This window comes from Candidatus Binatia bacterium (assembly GCA_023150935.1).
Classification (GTDB): Bacteria; Desulfobacterota; Binatia; order HRBIN30; family HRBIN30; genus JAKLJW01.
On sequence record JAKLJW010000022.1, the window covers coordinates 70,005 to 88,525 of the forward strand.

An 18,521-nucleotide genomic window follows, 5' to 3' on the forward strand; every position below is an offset into this window, starting at 1 on the left:
TCGATACGCCGATTGAGAAGACATCGGCTACTCAGGGCGATCGGGTCATCGAGACGGCTGCTACTCGGGACGAACGGCCGGGCACAGCCGTTCCATGGCCTGAAGATTCCTTCGCGCCGTGCGCGCATCCGCGTAAATCGCGAATCAGAACGTAAACCTCCGCATGCTGATGTTCATGAGCAGGCCGATGGCAATCATGGTGGCGAGCAGGGAGGAGCCGCCGTAACTGAAGAACGGCAGGGTAACGCCGACCACGGGCAGGACGCCCATGGCCATCGCCATGTTGATGAACACCTGACAGAAGATGCCGGCGCTCAACCCGAACGCCAGCAGCGTCCCGAAGGCATCTCGGGCTCGGCTGGCCACCACAATACAGCGCAGCAGCAAGACGACGTAGGCTCCCAACAGGGCCGCCGAGCCGAGAAATCCCCACTCCTCCGCGAACACGGCAAAGATGAAGTCGGTGTGCTGTTCCGGCAGAAAATTGAGCTGGTTCTGCGTGCCCTGCATGAAGCCTTTGCCGTGGAGCAGGCCGGAGCCGATGGCGATCTTCGACTGGATGATGTGATAGCCGGCGCCGAGGGGGTCGGCCTGCGGGTCGATGAAAGTCAGGACGCGCCGTTGCTGATAGGGCTTCAGATGGGTCCAGACGAACGGTAACGCCGGCCCGACGATGGCGGCCACGAGCACTACCAGCCGCAGTTGCATACCGCCGATCAGGAGGATGACGCCGACGGTCAAACCGATAGCAACGGCGGTTCCGAGGTCGGGTTGCTTGAGGATGAGCAGGGCAACCGGCGCGAACAGCAGCAGCGGGACCCCGACCGCCCGCAGCGACAGCGGCCCTTCGCCCGTCTGGCGATGGAGATAGCGGGCCAACGCGACGATCAGTGCCAGTTTCGCGAATTCGGACGGCTGCAACATGAACGGTCCGATCGGGATCCAGCGGCGCGCCCCGCCGCCGGAGGTGCCGATCGCGGCCGTGAGCACGAGGAGCAGCAGTGCCGCCGCATAAGGGACGTAGCCGTAGCGTTCGAGCCATCGGTAGTCGAAGCATAGTGCCGCCACCATGGCGGCGAGTCCCCCCAGCGCGAAGATCAGTTGCCGCACGGCCAGGGGGGACGCCGAATGGCTCGGGCCGTGGGTGGCACTGAGGACGGTGGTCAGGCCGGCCCCCAGCAGCACGAGAACGCAGAGCAGCAGCGGCCAGTCAAAATGCGCGATGAGACGTCGATCGATTCTGAGCATAGGTGTGGCCTTGCCGAGTCGTTTGCAGTTCGAAGAACTTCGCCATGACCTCGCGCACGATCGGGGCCGCGACAGCCCCGCCGCCGCCGTCGGCATGTTCCACCAGGGCGGCGACGGCGATGGTCGGTTCGTCCGCCGGTGCGTAGGCGACGAACCACGCATGGTCGCGGTGCTGGCGCGGGAGTTGGCTGGCCTTGGGGCGCTGGCGGCCGAGGGCGACGACCTGAGAGGTCCCGGTCTTGCCGGCGACCTCGATACCGTCGAGACGGGCCTTCTTGCCGGTTCCTTTTCCGACGACGTCGCGCAGTGCGTCGCGCACCTGCCGGAGCGTCGTCTCCCTGACTTGCAATTGGCCGACCAACTCGGGCGTCTCGGTATGTACCGTCTCGCCGTCGGGCGTCTCGATCCGAGCGACGAGGTGCGGCCGGTACTGCTTGCCGGTGGCGGCGGTGGCGATGGCGGTCGCCATTTGCAGGGGCGTGGTGGTGACGTAACCCTGACCGATCGCTACCGAGAGCGTCTCGCCGGCGTACCAGGGTTGTTTGAGGCGCTTCCGCTTCCAGGCCGTATCGGGAATCGTGCCCGCCTGTTCGTGATCGAGCCCGATGCCGGTGGGCGCTCCGAGGCCGAATACCCGCGCGTATCGGGCGATGACGTCCACCCCCAGGCGTTGCGCGACCTGATAGAAGAACACGTCGCAGGAGTGGACCAGCGCTTCGTGGACGTTCACGCTGCCGTGGCCGCGCTTCTTCCAACAGCGGAAGTAATGGTTGCCGAACTGCAGTCCGCCCCCGCAGCGGATGCGGGTGAACGGATTGATGACGCCTTCCTCGAGGGCCGCGGTCGCCACGACGAACTTGAACGTCGAGCCCGGGGGGTACTGCCCCTGGATGGAGCGGTTGCTCAGCGGCCGATTCTGGTCGCCGACGAGGGCGCGCCATTCGTTGCGGCGAATACCGCGGGCGAAGGCGTTCGGGTCGAACGACGGCGAGGTTACCATCGCCAGAATCTCGCCATTGGTGGGGTCGAGCGCGACAATGCTCCCGGCGCGGTCGCCCAGGGCCGCACTGGCCGCCTGCTGCAGATCGAGATCGATGGTCAGGGTAATTGCGTTCCCGGGCTCTTCTTCGACTTCACGGAGGACCTTTAGCTTGCGCCCGACCGCGTCGACCTCGATCTGTTGGCCGCCGTTTACGCCGCGAAGGTAGCGCTCCCAATGCTTCTCGATGCCCGCCTTGCCGACGAGATCGCCCAGGTGGTAGCGCGGGTCGGCGGCGATGTCTTCCGGGCTGACCTCGCCGACGTAGCCGAGCACGTGGGCCAGCTCGGTGCCGAGCGGATATTGCCGGCGAGGCGTGATCTGCAGGCTCACGCCGGGCAGATCGAGCTGGTGGGTCTCGATGGCCACGACCTCGTCCCAGTTCAGGTCGCGTTTCACGATCACCTCGTCGAACGGGGGACGCGCGCCGGTGTGGCTGAGCAGGTTGCGCATCTCCGCGGTGCTCTGGCCGAGCAACTGTCCCAGCGTCTCCAGCGTCAGCTCGAGGTCGCGCGTATCCTCGGCTACGAGGACCGCATCGAATGACGGCCGGCTGTCGACCAGCACCTTGCCGTGCCGGTCGAGCACGGTGCCCCGGGTCGCCTGGAGGCGGCGCAGACGAATGCGGTTGCCGTCCGAGGAGGCGCGCAGTTCGTCCCCCTGCAAGACCTGCAGGTTCCACAGTTGCGCGAGCAGAACGCCGAAGCCGAGCAGCGCCGCGACGAGGGCGACGAATACGCGGCGCCGGAGCGCGGCGGGCACCTCGCGTTGCGCCAGCGGTACCATGCTACTCCTCGTCCGCTGCCGGCGGGCTGAGCGACTGGGCGAGCAGCGCAAAGACCAGCGGGCTCAGCAGGGCGGCCAGGCATCCCTGGACAAACACGGTGATCACCGGCGGCCGTCCCAGTCCTTCCGGGGACACGAACAACAGCGCCAGAACGAGGATGGCCAGGGTCTTCACGATCGACGCGAGGAAGACGACGACGATTTTCGAGATGGCATTGTCGACCCACAACTGACGCGAGGTGAGATAGACCATCGCGTACACGAGACAGGCGGAAAAGGCGTTGAGTCCGGCGGCGCTGGCCGAGGAGACGTCCTGAAGATAACCGAGCAGAAACGCCCCCGCCGCGGCGCGTGCCGAGTGGTAATGCAAACCGAGGTAGACGGTGAGAATCAGCAACAGGTCGGGGGTCGCACGGCCAATGGCCACCCGCGGCAGCAACGTCGTTTGCAGCAGCAAAGCCATCAAAGCGAAAAGGGCGAACACCACCGCGGTGCGCACCTACGGTGTCCCTCCCGGGCGCCGTGCCATTTTGCCGGACGCGGTGCGCGGAGCGCGGACCGGGAACGGCCCGGACGGGTGGCGGCGGATCACGACGGTTTGTCCTTCCCGGTTGCGGGTGCCGGCACGATGACCACTTCTTCGACGCGGTCGAGCGGAGCACTGGGCTGAACTTCGGCGACCTGCAACAGGCCCCGCGTGCCGCGCGTGACGTGCGTTACCGTGCCGATCGAAACGCCCTTGGGAAAGATGCCGTCCAACCCCGAGGTGACGATCGCGTCGCCCACTTCGACATCTTCCTCCCGCTTGAGGTACTTCATCACGCACCGGCCGTCGAGGGCGCCTTCGACGATGCCGCGGGCGCGGGTGCGTTGCACGACCGCATCCACGCCGCTGTTGTGATCGGTGATGAGCAGTACGCGGGCGGCATTCGGGCTGGTATCGATGGTCCGGCCGACGACGCCCTGGGCGGACAGCACCGCCATGTTGCGGCGGATGCCGTCGGCCTCGCCGCGGTTGACGGTCAGCGTGCCGAACACCGGGAGCGGGTCGCGGCCGACCACGAGGGCCGCCAGCAGCGGCAGGTCGAGACTGCTCCGAAAGCCGAGCAGGCCGGCAAGACGTTTCTCGGCCTGCTCCACCTCGTTGAGCCGCACCAGTTGCTGCTCGAGTTCGAGAACCCGTCTGGCCAGCCGCTCGTTCTCGCGGCGCACGCCGACCAGACCCACGTAAGTCGTCCAGCCGTCGCCGGCGACGTCGATTCCGGCGGTTACCGCTGCCTGCAGCGGCCGCATGACCTCGAGCACGACCCGTGCGAGCGGGTCCGGACGACCGGGCCGCTGCGCCGTCGACGACAGGAGCAGCAGCGACAGCAGCGAGAGCGCCGCTACGGTCACAACGATGCGGTGGTCGTGAAGGAACTCCAACATCGCCAGCGGTTAGCCGGTGGTTTCGGGCCAGGACCAGCCGGTGGAGGAATGAGGAGATCTCCGCCGGCTGGTGCGTTACTGCAACGTCACGTCTCTGAGGAGCGAAAGCTCGTCGAGTACCTTGCCGGCCCCCATGGCGACCGCCGTGAGCGGGTCGTCCGCCAGGGTAATGGGCAGGCCGGTTTCCTCGCGCAGGAGCACGTCCAGATTGCGGAGCAGAGCGCCGCCGCCGGCGAGCACGATGCCCCGCTCGACGATATCCGACGCCAACTCCGGCGGCGTTCGCTCGAGGGCAATACGCACCGCGTCGACGATCTGGTTGATCGGTTCGAGCAGGGAGTCGCGAATTTCCTCGTCGGACACCTCGACGGTCTTCGGTACCCCCGCTACGAGATCGCGCCCCCGAATCTCCATCGTCTGGATCTCGTTTCCGGGATACGCCGATCCGATGGTGATCTTGATGAGTTCGGCGGTACGCTCGCCGACCAGCAAGTTGTACTTGCGTTTAATGTACTGGACGATCGCTTCGTCCATCTTGTCGCCGCCGACGCGCGCCGACTTGGAGAACACGATGCCCTTGAGCGAGATCACCGCCACCTCGGTCGTCCCGCCGCCGATATCGATGATCATGCTGCCTGTCGGTTCCGTCACCGGCAGGCCGGCGCCGATCGCCGCGGCCATCGGTTCCTCGATCAGGTAGACCTCGCGGGCGCCGGCGGACTCGGCCGATTCGCGCACCGCCCGCTTCTCCACCTCGGTGATGCCGAACGGCACGCCGATAATGATGCGGGGACGCACCAGCGCCTTGCGGTTGTGAATCTTCTGAATGAAGTAGCGCAACATCGCCTCGGTAATCTCGAAGTCGGCGATCACGCCGTCTTTCAGCGGGCGAATGGCCACGATCGAGCCCGGGGTGCGGCCGAGCATCTTCTTCGCGTCGGCCCCCACCGCCAGCACGCGGCGCGCTCCGCGCCCGTCCTTCTGAACCGCAACCACGGAAGGCTCGTTGCAGACTATCCCTTCGCCTTTGACGTAGATCAGGGTGTTGGCCGTCCCGAGGTCGATGGCCAGGTCGTTCGAAAACATACCGAGGAGAAAATCGAGAATCATTGTGCGGGGGGATGTACAAGAATCGGACGGGCAGGGCAACAATGATTCGCGCTCCGTCGGCGCCGCTGGCGCGGCGCTGACCCTCGTTCCGAAAACCCGTGCCGTCGGGATATCCCGCGGGTTGGGTTTTTGCTTATAATGCGCCCCACCGCGACTGCGTTCACCGAAGGAGTTCCGATACGCGGCGCGCGGCCGACGCCATGATTCGTGCCCTCGGGACTGCTTTGCTGTGCGCCGCGGCCGTGCTGGCCGCCGATACGGTGTTCCGTATCAGCCTCCTCGAGTACGTTCGCCCGACCGTCCTGTCTCCGCCCGATCAGGGCATCCTCGAACCCCCGGTCGTCGTGCGTTGGGAAGGGCCGCCGGACATGCGGGTACGGCTGGCGGCGGCCGGCGAAGCGCCACGCGAACTCGGGGTGCGGTCGTCGCCCTTCGAGATCGGTGCGGATCAGTTCCAGCGCGAAGGTGGGTACGTACTCGAGCTCGAAGCGGCGGGGCTCGGCGGCTGGATTGCCGCCACCCGCCGGTTTCAGATCCATGCCGCGAAGGTAGTGGCCGAACCGACGCCGATGACGGAAGAGCCACCTCGAAACGGGGCCGATTTGGCACGTGCTTTGGGCACGGCCCGGGCCGCGCGCGACCGTGCGCAGCAAAGGGCCCGATTTCTTACCGAGGAGAACTCGGCCTTGCGCGACGAGAGCGCCCGGCTCGCCAAACAGCTCGAGACGAGCTTCGCCTCGCAGGAGAATACCGCCGCCGACGTTGCGGAGGTCGAGCGCCGCCTGGCGCAGATTCAGGACGAAGCACGCGTGCTCGCCGAGGAGAACGCCGCCCTGCGCCTGCGCCTGTCGAGCGTCCTGCCGTGCAGTGTCTGGGGGTACTACGGTTACTCGCGTTCCGCCACGAGTCCGCGCCGCCTCCTCGTGGTCAGCGACGTGCAGGGCCAGATCTTTCGCTTCCAGCCGCCCTGCGAGAGGATGCGACGCGCCGACCCGACGGCAACTTCCGTCTGCTTCTGCGTCGGCACCCCCTGGGGTTAACGCGACCCGGCCGAAGCGGTCCGCGTCGCCGCCTTGCCGGTTGTGGACTTGGCCTTGACGGCCGGCGGTTTCTTGGTGGCCCTGGTGGACTTCGTGGACGTCGCGGCCTTGGTCGAAGTGGTCGACCTGGCCGACTTTGCTGACTTTGCCGACTTGGCGGACTTGGCGGACTTGGTCTTGGCCGTGCCGGTTGCCGTACTGGACGCCGGCGCCGGCGGCGCTTTCACGTTGCTCGGGGCAGCGGGCGGCGGTGCTGCCGGATCGACGGGGCGGTAGCGCACGCCCTCACGGGTCACATCGACCGCGACCCCGTTCTGTTCCTCCACCGTCTGCCCCACCAGGTCCATATCGACGTATTCGGCCCATCCCTGCTGCCGCAGGAGCCGGAGGGCCTCGGTCTGCATGTCCGGGATCTTGTCGTAGATGTCCTGGTGGACTTCAATGTAGATGCGGCCCTCGCGGGCACCCACCTTGATCGGCTGGTAGACGAACTGGCCGGGAGTGCCGACCGGCACCAGGGGAAACAGATGCTCGATTTCCTCCGGGTACAGGCGGACGCAGCCGTGACTGACCTGCATGCCGACGCCCCACGGTATATTGGTGCCGTGAATCCTGTACATGGGCATCGACAGCTCGAAACGGTACTTGCCGAGGGGATTCTCGGGATCCCCGCCGGCGATGAAATCCGGCGCCGGTTTGCCGTCCTTGATGTGCTCGCGCTTGATGGATTCGGGCAGAACCCAGGTGGGATTCTTGGTCTTGCCCGAAATCTTGAACGCACCGCTCGGCGTTCGCCAATCGTCGCGGCCGAGACCGACCGGGTAAGTGCTGACGAGGTTCGTGCTCCGCCCGGGGTGGAAGTAGTACAGCCGCATCTCGGGGACGTTCACGACGATACCGCTGAGCGCCGCGTTCGGCAGCACCCATTCCGTCGGCAGCATGATCGGCTGTCCGGCCGGCGGCACCCAGGGATCGACGCCGGGGTTGGCTTCGAGCAGTTCGTTGTAACCGAGGCTGTAGTAACGGGCGATATCGAAGAACGTGTCCTTCTTCTGAACCTGGTAGTAGCGCGTCGAACCGATAACCGTGTGCGCCTGAACCGGATCGGGGCTGGCCAACGCGACGTACGGTCGGCCCGAGTTCTTGTTTTCGAAGACGTCTTCGGTCCATTCGCGAGCCGCCGCCTGGCTCAGCGCGGGGGGATACGTTGCCGCCACCGCCATCAGGCACACCAGGGCTGCGAGACCGAACAACCTCGACGCGGCGCTCGAGCGGCGGACCGCGGGCCCGTTCGCCCGGCGACGTGTGAACTGTTCTTCCATTAAGTAGGAATGTACATGACGAACATGAATTCGCAACGAAGGCGGCCCCGGGTAATCCGCGACGGAGCCGGCGGCCGTGGCTGACCGCCGCTGTGCCCCCTGCGGGTCGTGGCCGTCGGCGATCTCTGCCGCCGCCGTGGCGGCGCGTGGCGGAGTCGATCTGCGTTCGCCCCTGGGACAGGCGCACTTCGACGGCGGCGCGTTGTACTGGATCGAAGGCCGTCCGCGCGACGGCGGTCGACAGGTCGTAGTTAGATGGACGGCCGGGGTATCCGAGGACGTGCTTCCGCCCGGCTTCAGTGCGCGCAGCCGTGTCAACGAGTACGGCGGCGGTGCGTATGCCGTGACCGGAGGCACGGTGATCTTCGTGAACGAGTCCGACCAGCGCGTATACCGGGTCGACCCCGGCGGTCTGCCCGTGCCGCTCACTCCCGCCGGCCGGTGGTCCTACGCCGACCTGACCGCCGACGCGCACCGCCGGCGCGTGCTGGCGGTGCGTGAGGACGGCACCGCCGGCGGCGAACCGGTTCTGACCCTGGTGGCCATCGACCTCGAGGCGCCCGGTCAACCCCGTGTGCTCGCCGCGGGCAGCGACTTTTACGCCGCGCCTCGTCCCGGTCCCGACGGTCGCTCCCTGGCCTGGCTGCAGTGGAATCACCCGAATATGCCGTGGGACGGGACGGAACTTCACGTCGGGCGCTTCGATGCGGGTGGGGGAATCGTGGCGGCGCGCCGGGTCGCCGGGGCCGCGGACGAGTCCGTGATCCAGCCGACCTGGTCGCCCGACGGGGATCTCTATTATTCGTCCGACCGCTCCGGTTGGTGGAATCTCTACCGCGACCGTGACGGCACGGCGGAACCGTTATGTCCGATGAACGCCGAATTTGCCGTGCCGCCGTGGGTGTTCGCGGCGACGACCTTCGGCTTCGAATCCGCGGTTGCGCTGCTCTGCGCATACGCGAGCGGGGGTAGTTGGCGTCTCGGGCGCATCGATCTGCGAACGGGAACCATCGAGTCGGTGCCCACGCCGTACACGGAAATCTCGGGCCTGTGCGTTGGACCGGAGGCGGCGGTCTTCTGTGCCGGCTCCCCGAACCTGGCATTGTCGCTCGTGCGGCTCGATCTGCGTAGCCGTGCGGTGACGGTGCTGCGATCTTCGCAAGTTGCCGGCGCGGCTCCGGAAGCGCTGTCCGTCCCCGAGGTCGTCGATTTCCCCACCGGCGGCGGCCACCGCGCCCACGGTTTTTTCTACCCGCCGGTGAACGGAGGTTTCGCGGGGTTGCCCGGCGAACGGCCGCCGTTGCTGGTGCTGCTTCACGGCGGACCGACGGCAAGTGCATCGACGGCGCTCGATTGGCGGATTCAGTTCTGGACCAGTCGTGGCTTTGCGGTGCTCGACGTCAATTACCGGGGCAGCACGGGCTACGGCAGGGCGTACCGGCGTTTGCTCGACGGCCAGTGGGGCGTGGCCGACGTCGAGGATTGCGTGGCCGGGGCGAGCTACCTCGTGGACCGCGGCGACGTCGACGGCGGGCGGTTGGCGATTCGTGGCGGCAGTGCCGGCGGCTTCACCGCGCTGTGTGCCTTGACCTTCCACGATACCTTCGCGGCCGGCGCGGTGTACTACGGCATCAGCGACCTGGAGGCGCTGACGGTGGACACGCACAAGTTCGAATCGCGTTACCTCGATCGCCTGGTCGGACCTTACCCCGAGCGGCGCGACGTCTACCGTGCCCGGTCGCCGATCCACGCGGTGGAACGGCTGGCGCGGCCGGTGATCCTCTTTCAGGGCAGTGACGATGTTGTCGTGCCGCGGGTTCAGTCGGAGCGGCTGGCGGAGGCGCTGCGGTCGCGGGGGTTGCCCGTGGCTTATCTTTGTTTTGCGGGCGAAGGTCACGGGTTCAGGCGCACCGAGAACGTCGCCCGGGCCCTCGAAGCCGAGTTGTACTTCTACGGACGGGTGATGGGGTTCGTGCCGGCCGGTGGGGTGCCGCCGGTGCCGATCGACAATCTGGAGCCTGCGGCCGCCGGCCGGGGCCGCAGCGGGGAGTAAGTGATGGGTTCTATCGATGTCGGGGCGGCGCTCCCGCCGGTCGGCGGTACGGCGGTGGTGCGTGGCCCGGGCGCCACAGTCGCCATACACCGGGACCGCTGGGGGATTCCCCACGTTAGAGCGGCGTCGGAGGCGGATGTCTTTTTCGGGCAGGGGTTCGCAGCCGCGCAGGATCGATTGTTCCAGATGGAGTACGACCGGTTGCGGGCGTACGGGCGGCTGGCTTCCGTGGTGGGGACGACGAAGTTGGCGAGCGACGTCTTTGCGCGTCGCGCCCGCCTCGGGGACGCCGTGCGGGCGGGATACGCGGCCCTCGACGCAGCTACCCGCGACGTCCTCGCCGCTTATGCCGCCGGGGTCAACGCGTTTCTTGGGAGCACCGCGGCGCGGCCGGTCGAGTTGCAGGCGCTGGAGCACGAACCGGAGCCGTGGGAGGCGTGCGACGCCGTGGCGGTCTTCGTGGCTCGTCATGTGCTTTTCGGCTCCCTGGCGATGAAGCTCTTCCGGGCCCGTGCGGTGGTCGCCCTCGGTCCGGAGGCACTGAACTGGTTTCGTCACGAAGGAGGGAAGGGCGAGCGCACCGACGTTATCGTCCCGCCGGGAACCACGGACACCGTGCGCGCCTTGCCGCTGGCGGCGTGGGAGGCGGAGGTGGCGGCGCTCGATGGCCTGCGCGGCGCGATGGGTCTCGCGGGGAGCAATGCCTGGGTGCTGGCGGGGACGCGCACCGCCGGCGGCAAGCCGCTCCTCGGTGGCGATCCGCATCGGGTGCTGGAACTGCCCAACGTGTACGCGCAGGTGCATCTGGCGTGTCCGTCGTTCGATGCCGTCGGCCTGGCGTTCCCGGGCGTGCCGGGCATGGTTCACTTCGGGCAGAGCGAACACGTCGCGTGGTGCGTCACCAACGCTCAGGCGGACTATCAGGACCTGTTCATCGAGCGCTTCCGGGACGGCGGCGGCGGGCTGCAGGTCGAGACGGTGTCGGGCTGGGCGGATGCGAAGGTGGTGCCGGAGACGATCGCGGTTCGCGATGGGGCCGCACACGTCGTCGAGACCGTGGTGACACCGCACGGACCGGTTGTCATCGGCGATCCGCGTTCGGGCAGGGCGCTGGCGCTAAGGTCGGCGGGCCTGCTCGAAGCCGGCGGGTCGTTGCGCCTGGTGTTGCCGCAGTTGCGGGCCCGCACGGCGGACGCGGTCGACACGGCGTTGGCCGATTGGGTCGAGCCGGCCAACAACTTCGTCCTAGGCGATACGGCCGGGACGATTCTGTACCGAACCGCGGGACGGATCCCGGTGCGTCCGGTTGTGAACGCGTGGATTCCGGTGCCGGGTTGGGATGGCGGTCACGAGTGGGTGGGGATGGTACCCGACGCCGACCTGCCGCGCAGCCGCAACCCCGAAAGCGGACAGATCGTTACGGCGAACAACCGGGTCGTGCCGGAAGGCTATCGATACGCGCTCGGGGTCGATTATTTCAACGACCATCGCGCCCGGCGCATTGCGGCGTGCCTGGCACCGCTCCGGGCGGCCGGGTGCAACGACTTTGCGGCGATTCATCGTGACGAGGTGAGCCTGAGTGCGCAGGCGTTGCGGGACCGCGTTGCGGGTCTCGACCCGGCGCGCCTGTCGGAGGCGGCGCAGGCGGTACGAATGCGGCTGCTCCGCTGGGACGGCACCATGGCGGCAGACAGCGCCGAGGCGGCGATGTATGCCGAGGTGCGGCAGCAGCTTGTCCGCGCCATTGCCAATCAGCCACGTCTGGCGCCGTTGCGGGCATCCGGGTTCGCCGACGAACCGTTGCCCGTGGTGCCGCTGGAGATGCGCATTGCGATGTGTCTGGGATCGTTGATGGTGCCGCCGGCGGCGACGATCTTCGGGCCCGGCGTCGATTGGGGCGCTTTGCTGGCGGCGGCACTGGAGGCCGCCGTGCCGGAGGCGACCGCCGGGGCGAAGTGGGGCGCGCGGCACCGGGCGCTGCCGCAACATCCGCTGGCCGGCGTCTCGGGCGATCTCGACGCTGCCGTCGCGGTGTCGCTGCCGGAGTTGTCGGGCGATCTCGATTGCGTGCGGGCGGCGATCGGGCCGATCGGCTTATTCGATCATGTCGTGTTGGCGTCGACCGCGCGATACGTTTTCGACCTGGCCGATCGTGCCGGCGGCGGATGGGTGGTGCCGCACGGCGCCTCCGGACATCCGGGAAGTCCGCACTACACCGATCAGCAGGCGGCGTGGGTCGAGGGAGCGTTGCTGCCGTTCGAGATCGACTGGGAGGAACTTGCGCGCAAAACCGAGGCGACCCTGCGCCTGGAGCCGACGCCGTAGGCGCCGCCTTCGGTTAAGACGCGCGCCGCGCCTGCACCGTACGACGGTCCGCCCCGCTTGCGAGCGGATCTCTCCTACCGGCAGCGCACGCTGTTGCCCGACGGCGTACACGGCACCACGGTACTGATGGCGCACACCCCGTTGTCGCCCGCTGCCTGCGTGTTGCCGAGAACCAGCGATGCGCGCAGGGGGCCGAGCGGCGCGGCGATCGTGGCCCGGCGCGCTTTGGCCTGCACTTCCAGCTCGGTCGTGTCGTACGGCCGGTAGCGGAGCTCGCTCAACCCTCCCGACGAGCCGGCCGTGCAAACAGGCGGGTCGAGCGCCGTCGAGCGGTTGCGATAAGTGGTGCGGGTGGTCGCGACCTTCCAGCCGTCGCCGGACCCGCACGGTCCGGCGGACGCTGGCGGAATCGGCGTGGTGAAGCGGCTGATGTCGAACACGGCGCTGTTGCCGTTGCCGAGATCCTCGATGAGAAGCTGGGCGCCGTTCGTGTACGGTGTGGTCGCCGGAATACCGAGCGGGAAGAAGACACCGCCCTTGAGCCGCAGACTCTGGCGCGCCGGACCTGCGGTGACCGCGCCGATCTTGATGTCGAGCCCGGAGAGATAGCCGCCGCCGGTGCAGATCGGCGTGCTCGGTGCCGGCACGCAGCCGCCCGAGACGCTCGGCGGGGTCCACCAATTCCCCGACATAACGATCATCGCCAGCAGCTTCAGTGTGTTTTCGTAGTAGGCTTCGTCGTCGATCGACGTCCCATCCACCAGATCCCAGATATCGTTCAGCCAGGCCTGGTTGCCGGCGTCGGCCATAGCCGCGACGCCGAGCGGAGCGACGAAGGCCATCGAGCGGTAGTTCGCCCCCGCGCTCAGGGTGCCGTTGAGCTGGTACCCGGCCTGGATGCCGTTGGGGTCGTTGCCGGTGGCGGAGCGGAACCAGTTCGTGATGCGCTGCACGGCGGTCTTGGCGCGCGCGTCGCCGGCGACCACGTAGTCGGTGCCGAGGCGCCACGGGTCCCGGCAGGCGTTGTAGTCGTAGGCGCCGTCGTTGGGGCCTTCGAGGTAGTGCGGCCCGACCGGGTCAGGCGTACCGAGGGGGTCGGCGATGAAATCGGGGAGCAGGCCGGTGGTCGGACTGTGGGTCGTCTGCACGGCGTCGAAGACGGTGTAGGTATGATCGAGGACGTCGGTCCAGATGCTATCGCCGGTGGCCGCGGCGAAGACCCGCAGGTGATCGGGCATGAAGTCGGACGAGCGCGTCGCGTAGTAATAGTCCGGCTCGGACGGGACGGTCCAATCGCCGAGTCGCACGTATCGGCCGCTCGAGTCCAGTTCGCCGGTCCGGATGGCGGCGAGGATCTGTTGTGCCTCGGCGCCGTAGTCGAACGTGCCGCAGTTGCCCCACTGCTTCTCGGCAAGGAGCAGCGCGAAGGCGATATCGAGATCGCCGTCGGAGGCGCTGTCTCCGTCTTCGGCGTCGGTGCAAGTCCGGCGCTGGTACCAGGACATGAGGCCGGGGGTGAGCACCGACGGATGCTCGTGGAAATAGGCGAGCATGCCGTCGAAGATGGCGCGCGCATCGGGATCGTGCCCGGCCATGAGGGCGGCGAGCACCATGCCGTAGCCGTGCGCTTCCGACACGGTCAGGTTGCCGCCCTTGACGCTGGCGACGACGACGTAACGGCCGGCACCGCAGGTTTGCAGCAGGTAGCGCGCCTTCCATGCATCGTAGAAATCCCGCACCGCTTGATCGAGCGCGGCCGGCGCAAGGTGATTGGGGACGATCGTGCCCGGGGCGTAGGAAAAAGGGCGTGAGCCGAACGGGTGATTGACTCCCGCCGCCGGCGCGGCGAGCGCCGCGGCGAGCAGGATTCCGGCAGCGACTCCGGCCCACCATGCGCGCATCCGTTTTCCCGTCGTCGTCATCGTTCGTTCCCCCGGGATGGCCCGACTTCGTTCCGAGAGGCGATGAAACACCTATGCCCCGAGGGCGCTCCGACAGGCAAGAAGAATCGGTGCTGCCGTCGGCCTGCTCGCCGGCATTGCCCCGGCCCTGCGCGCTTCTCGCCTCGATCCGGCGGTGGCGTTGCGGGAAGAGTGAGCGGGACGAGCGCTACGCCGTGCCGTTCTCAAGTTCTGTCAGTTCGACCACTTCGATCGATCGAGAGAACAGCCGGAAATGGCTCGCGTTGCGCGTGACGATCCGTCGAGCCTTGCCCGCGCGGGCAGCCAGGCAATGGACGGCATCATAGACAATCGGACCGGCCAGGCCTTGCCGTGAAACCTCTGTCAATGCGGCGGTGTACACGGTTCGCGGAATCGCCACGATACGGATCGCCTGCTCCAACCCGGCCACGAGCTGGCGGGCGGCGCGGGGCGGAATCGGTAACCTGAGGGTAGTGAGCGCCCGGTAGGTTTCGACCAGCGCATGTGTGGAGGTGAAGGCGCGGCCATTCGCGTCGGTGACGGCAGCGTCTGCCGCTGCCTTGAAGCGGGATTGCGCGTGGAGAAGCGAAACCAGAACCGTCGAGTCCAGGTAGGTCTTCATTCACGGGCGCGGTCGTCTTCGGCCCGGTGGCGGGCGACGGCGTCCGCCGGTTCCTCGCCTACGTCGCCTGACCAAACCTGAATGCCGTTCTTGTCCCGGACGACCCGCCCGCGCGAGTACACCGCGCGGCGTGGCGCCGTGGGCACGCGAACGATCCACTCGCGCCCCGGCACCAGAGTGTCGATCACGATCGGGGAGCGGGGCGGCAGGTCGGCGGGAAACGTCACGCGGCGCCGTTCGTCGCTGTTGGTGGCGATCATGCCGGGGTAATACCCACGTGGGCGAGAGCCGTCAAGGTCGAGAAGAACGAGCGAGGTACGGAAGTCCTATGCAGTTCCGCTTGCGGGGCGAGGTCGGCAACGGTGAAGCGGCTGCCGACGAGGTGGCCGCCCGGTCCTGCGGTCCGGACGACGAAGTCGAAGGCCTCCCGCCGAACCATGACGGCGAGCGTTCAGACGGCCTGCCCCTCGAGCCCCGGGCTCCTCCTTGCCCGCGCTACTACATCCATCGCTCCGTTCGGCGCGTAGACGACGCGGCCGTCGAGGTGCAGCAGGCGGGCTGCGCTGCCGGCGATGGGGGCGAGCCGTGGCGCCAGCGGTGCCAATCGGCGGAACAGCGAACCCAGCGTGACGTACTGACCGGTGCCGCGGACCCAGACCGGGTCGAAGCCGGTGCGTTCGAGCAGCAACCGGATGCCGCGGGGACCGTAGTGATAGACGCGGTCGGATTGCGCGAACGGACGCCACCTTGCCCCGTACATGCGCGCCACCAGCGAGCGGATGTTCGGCGTCATGACGAACAGGTGGCCGCCGCTGCGGAGGTGCGGTCGTAGACTGCTCAGGAAAGGGATCGGTTCGCGGACTTGTTCGAGAGCGTCCAGCAGCACGATAGCGTCGAACTGCTGTGTCGGCGGTAACGCAACGATCGGTCCCGGGTGTACCTCCAGACCCGCACTCCGCGCGGCGTCGGCGGCGTCGGAATCGGTTTCGACGCCGACCACACGGGGTATCCCCATGAGCCCGGCTTCGCGCAGGAACGCGCCGGCTCCACTGCCGATCTGGAGCAGGTCACGTATCGACCCGTAGCGCAGCAACCGTCCTAACTTGCGCCGGAACGTGCGGGCGAGTTGCTCGGCCTCGTCAGGGTCTTCAGCGCCGGCTTGCGACCCCCGCTGCTGGCTGTTCGCCGCGGCGCCGGGAGGCGGATCGAGGCGGCCGACCTCGCAGGCGTCGCAATACGCCACCGTGGCTCGATCCAGAGCTTGCAGGGGGCGTAGCGGTTGCGAGCAAAAGGGACACACGGCGAGCGAATGTAGCGATACGATCGACCTCTTGTCTACGTGCGAGGCGGGAACACGCGGGACAGCCACCGTATCCCCCCGGGGTCGGGGTCGGTATCGGTATCGATCGGTTGTCCGGTGTACCCCCGCGTCGCTGTAGCGGGATCCGGGAGGGTGTCTCGCAAACGTCGCAAACGGCCGCTTTCGGTGCGTGCGCTGGCTCACTATACTTCGTGGCCATGGCTCGCAGCTTCAAACCCCGTCGCGGCTGGCAGCCTCCCGCGCAGCCCGGAGCCGCGGATGCCGTGCTCGCCGAAGCGCGGGCGTCGCTGCGCGCTCGCCAGCATGGGTACCGCGAGCGGTCGCTGGCCATCCATGGATGGATTTGCGCCAAGTGCGCGCGTGAGTTTGACGCTTCCAACCTGCACCTGCTGACCGTTCACCACCGCGACGGCAACCACGACAACAACCCGCCCGACGGCAGCAACTGGGAAAATCTCTGTGCCTATTGCCATGAGGACGAGCACAGCCGCGAGGTACTGGCGGATTACCTGTCGGGGAAGCCGCGATAGGGTCGGGGAGCAGTGGACGAGACCATGGCGGTTGAATTCTCCGGCACCCGGTTGATCCTGGTCATCGGGCCGCCGCGGTCGGGAACGACTTTGCTCATGCGTATGCTGGCGGCGCATTCGCAGATCTACAGCCGGGCCGAGCCGCACCTGCTGACGCCGCTGGCGCACCTCGGTTACTACGACACGGTCGACGCGGCCCCGTACGATCACCTGCAGGCGGCGCAGTCGGTACGCGAATTCGTCGCCGATCTGCCCGGCGGCGAGTCGGATTACCTCGATGCCTGTCGCGCTTACATGGACACGCTTTACGGGCGGATGCTGGCGGCGCGCGGTGGCGGCAAGCGGTTCTTCGTCGACAAGACGCCCGCCAACGCGCTCGTTCTCCCCTTCATTGGCAAGGTCTATCCGACTGCCCGCTACGTCGTTCTAACCCGCCATCCGGCTGCCGTGTTCGGCTCTTACGCCAACTCGTTCTTCGACGGCGACTACGACGCGGCGCGCCGGTTCAACCCCATCCTCGATCGTTACGTGCCGGCGATGGCCCGCTTCCTGCGCGCGCGGACGGTGCCTCTGGTGCAGGTGGGGTACGAGAGGCTCGTGCAGCAGCCCGAAGCGGAGCTGCGACGGGTGTGCGAATTCCTCGGCGTCGAGTTCGAGCCGAAAATGATCGATTACGGCGAACAGCGATTCGAAGCCGGCGGGCTCGGCGATCCGGTGACCGTGAATCGTCAGACCCGGCCGGTGACCGACTCGGTGGATCGCTGGGCGAGCGAACTGGCCGGCGACCCGGCCAGACTCGCGCTGGTGCGCGCCATGATCGACGGGCTCGAGGACGGCGATCTGGAGACGTGGGGCTTCCCGCGCGCCACCCTGTTCGACGCCGTGGCGCGTGCGCGGCAGTCCGGCCCGACCGCGGCGCCGGCGGCCCCGAAGCTCGACCGCTTCCGGCTCGAGCGCAAGGTGTTGCGCGTCCTGCGCGGGGTGGTTCGGCGGCACGCGTGGGCGAGCCGAGGGCTCCGTTCGCTGCGCACGTTCTGCGACGTGTTGCTGCGCGGGTGAGGGCCGCCGCCCGCAATCCATGGCCTGACCACCCATCCTTCGGGAGGGCGAGGCTCCGCCGAGCCGCGACGGTTTGACGACGGCTCGGCAGGAGCCTCACCCTCCCCTCCGATTTCTTCGCGCAATCACGTGGAACGCGATCTCCGAGCGCGTTCCACCGTGTTCCGCGAAGCTCCGGGCATGAATGCCCGGGCTCGGTCGAGGCGCCCGGTGAACCGGGCGCTGGTCCGCGGGCGACCGCCCCGTTTACGGGGCGGCTCGGTTGAGCGCGGCGATTCATCGCCGGGTGCGGTAAGCGCGGCTCGCCATCCCCATCCGATCTTCTTCGCGCAATCGGGTGGAACGCGATCTCCGAGCACGTTACTGGGCCACGGCGCCGTCGCAGCACGGCAACAGCACCCCGCGGCGGAGTCAGGTTCCTCTCCCAGCGGGAGAGGACAGGTGAGGGGATAAGATCGAATGAGGCAAGAGCGTCACGACAGCAGCCCGCGGCGGGGTCAGGTTCCTCCCAACGGGAGAGGTCAGGTGAGGGGATGAAACGAAGCCGTTGGCCGGTATGTGTGTCGGCGCCGACGATCTCGGGCAGTTCGTGGCGCGATCGGGTCATTGTCCTGGCCGGCGCTGCGCGGTTCGGTCGCACCCCCTCACCTGACCTCTCCCTGCGGGAGAGGGACCTGACTCCGCGGCGGGGTGCTGTTGCCGTGGTGCAGCGGGTG

At 67.7% G+C, this 18,521-nt stretch carries 16 protein-coding genes; 6 read left to right on the plus strand and 10 right to left on the minus strand.

The window, feature by feature from the left end:
- Positions 1-144 precede the first annotated feature (144 nt).
- The 5 genes from rodA to L6Q96_14035 all read right to left on the minus strand — a co-directional run bounded on the left by rodA (position 145) and on the right by L6Q96_14035 (position 5,611).
- Positions 145-1,248, minus strand: coding sequence for a rod shape-determining protein RodA (rodA, locus tag L6Q96_14015; protein ID MCK6555675.1), 1,104 nt, complete (start codon positions 1,246-1,248; stop codon positions 145-147).
- Positions 1,211-3,073, minus strand: a complete 1,863-nt coding sequence (gene mrdA / locus L6Q96_14020) for a penicillin-binding protein 2 (protein MCK6555676.1) — start codon at positions 3,071-3,073, stop codon at positions 1,211-1,213. The genes rodA and mrdA overlap by 38 nt, the downstream gene beginning before the upstream one ends.
- 1 nt (position 3,074) lies before the next feature.
- Positions 3,075-3,572 (minus strand): rod shape-determining protein MreD, encoded by a 498-nt coding sequence (gene mreD / locus L6Q96_14025; GenBank protein MCK6555677.1) that lies wholly within the window; start codon positions 3,570-3,572, stop codon positions 3,075-3,077.
- 89 nt (positions 3,573-3,661) lie between these two features.
- Positions 3,662-4,501: a rod shape-determining protein MreC gene (gene mreC / locus L6Q96_14030; protein MCK6555678.1), complete on the minus strand. Its 840-nt coding sequence runs from the start codon at positions 4,499-4,501 to the stop codon at positions 3,662-3,664.
- Positions 4,502-4,576: 75 nt separating this feature from the next.
- On the minus strand, positions 4,577-5,611 hold the full coding sequence (locus L6Q96_14035; GenBank protein ID MCK6555679.1) for a rod shape-determining protein: 1,035 nt from the start codon (positions 5,609-5,611) through the stop codon (positions 4,577-4,579).
- A 200-nt stretch (positions 5,612-5,811) separates the two neighbouring features.
- Between L6Q96_14035 and L6Q96_14040 the strand changes: the two genes are divergently transcribed.
- A complete protein-coding gene (locus tag L6Q96_14040; GenBank protein MCK6555680.1) occupies positions 5,812-6,651 on the plus strand; it encodes a hypothetical protein in 840 nt (279 codons plus the stop codon).
- On the opposite strand, the gene L6Q96_14045 is transcribed toward L6Q96_14040, so the two are convergent.
- The gene (locus L6Q96_14045) at positions 6,648-7,904 is read right to left on the minus strand and encodes a L,D-transpeptidase family protein (protein ID MCK6555681.1); all 1,257 of its coding nucleotides are present in this window, start codon (positions 7,902-7,904) and stop codon (positions 6,648-6,650) included. The genes L6Q96_14040 and L6Q96_14045 overlap by 4 nt on opposite strands.
- 145 nt (positions 7,905-8,049) lie before the next feature.
- Between L6Q96_14045 and L6Q96_14050 the strand changes: the two genes are divergently transcribed.
- Both L6Q96_14050 and L6Q96_14055 read left to right on the plus strand, forming a co-directional pair.
- Positions 8,050-10,026 carry a S9 family peptidase gene (locus L6Q96_14050; GenBank protein MCK6555682.1) on the plus strand — a complete coding sequence of 659 codons (1,977 nt, stop codon included), beginning with the start codon at positions 8,050-8,052 and terminating at the stop codon, positions 10,024-10,026.
- A gap of 3 nt (positions 10,027-10,029) precedes the next feature.
- A complete protein-coding gene (locus tag L6Q96_14055; protein ID MCK6555683.1) occupies positions 10,030-12,351 on the plus strand; it encodes a penicillin acylase family protein in 2,322 nt (773 codons plus the stop codon).
- A gap of 74 nt (positions 12,352-12,425) precedes the next feature.
- Here L6Q96_14055 and L6Q96_14060 read toward each other — a convergent pair whose 3' ends face one another.
- The 4 genes from L6Q96_14060 to L6Q96_14075 form a co-directional block, all read right to left on the minus strand.
- Complete coding sequence (locus tag L6Q96_14060; protein MCK6555684.1) at positions 12,426-14,273, minus strand: glycosyl hydrolase family 8; 1,848 nt, start codon at positions 14,271-14,273, stop codon at positions 12,426-12,428.
- Positions 14,274-14,460: 187 nt separating this feature from the next.
- Positions 14,461-14,895, minus strand: coding sequence for a PIN domain-containing protein (locus L6Q96_14065; protein ID MCK6555685.1), 435 nt, complete (start codon positions 14,893-14,895; stop codon positions 14,461-14,463).
- Positions 14,892-15,155, minus strand: a complete 264-nt coding sequence (locus L6Q96_14070) for a hypothetical protein (GenBank protein ID MCK6555686.1) — start codon at positions 15,153-15,155, stop codon at positions 14,892-14,894. The genes L6Q96_14065 and L6Q96_14070 overlap by 4 nt, the downstream gene beginning before the upstream one ends.
- A 191-nt stretch (positions 15,156-15,346) precedes the next feature.
- On the minus strand, positions 15,347-16,138 hold the full coding sequence (locus tag L6Q96_14075) for a class I SAM-dependent methyltransferase (protein MCK6555687.1): 792 nt from the start codon (positions 16,136-16,138) through the stop codon (positions 15,347-15,349).
- Between the two features lie 275 nt (positions 16,139-16,413).
- On the opposite strand from L6Q96_14075, the gene L6Q96_14080 reads away from it, so the two are divergent.
- From L6Q96_14080 to L6Q96_14090, 3 genes are all read left to right on the plus strand, one after another.
- Entirely contained in the window at positions 16,414-16,746 is a 333-nt protein-coding gene (locus tag L6Q96_14080) for a YajD family HNH nuclease (protein MCK6555688.1), read from the plus strand.
- Positions 16,747-16,770: 24 nt separating this feature from the next.
- Positions 16,771-17,805: a sulfotransferase gene (locus tag L6Q96_14085; protein MCK6555689.1), complete on the plus strand. Its 1,035-nt coding sequence runs from the start codon at positions 16,771-16,773 to the stop codon at positions 17,803-17,805.
- Between the two features lie 533 nt (positions 17,806-18,338).
- The coding region (locus tag L6Q96_14090; protein MCK6555690.1) for a hypothetical protein at positions 18,339-18,521 on the plus strand (183 nt) is incomplete at its 3' end.